The sequence below is a fragment of the Micromonospora craterilacus genome (assembly GCF_003236315.1).
Taxonomy (GTDB): domain Bacteria; phylum Actinomycetota; class Actinomycetes; order Mycobacteriales; family Micromonosporaceae; genus Micromonospora; species Micromonospora craterilacus.
Map to the genome: position 1 here is coordinate 1 of NZ_POTY01000589.1, position 412 is coordinate 412.

Annotated in this window: 1 pseudogene; it reads right to left on the reverse strand. The window is 37.6% G+C overall.

The window, feature by feature from the left end:
* Positions 1 to 401: pseudogene (locus C1I95_RS34580) on the reverse strand (bifunctional NADH-specific enoyl-ACP reductase/trans-2-enoyl-CoA reductase); the annotation flags it as partial.
* Positions 402 to 412: the final 11 nt, after the last annotated feature.

The window sequence follows — 412 nt, forward strand, 5'->3', positions numbered from 1 at the left end:
AATCTACCCTTATCATCAAAAATAGGCTTATTACCGTAAATCATCTCACGATAAACTCGATCTTTGTGCATAATGGGAATTTCATGTGTGGCTTCGTCCATCATAACTTTATACAAAGCTATCATATATTTAGGTAAGATTGGTATTACAACACTTGCTTTAGTTGTTACTACCGTAGAAACGCATATAATGCCTGTTCCACCTATATCTTTTAGTTTATCGGTAATTCTTTGCGCTGAGCTTTCTGCTTGTGTCTTGGCCCTTCCTAACGTACCCTTATGATAAATCGGGTACGTTAACTCAGGACCAATGTAAGAATATAAAACTGTTTTGAATCCTTCGCTCAATACACCCGCTGCTTTTAGTGTATCTACCCATATTTCCCAGTCTTCTCCGCCCATGACTTTTATAG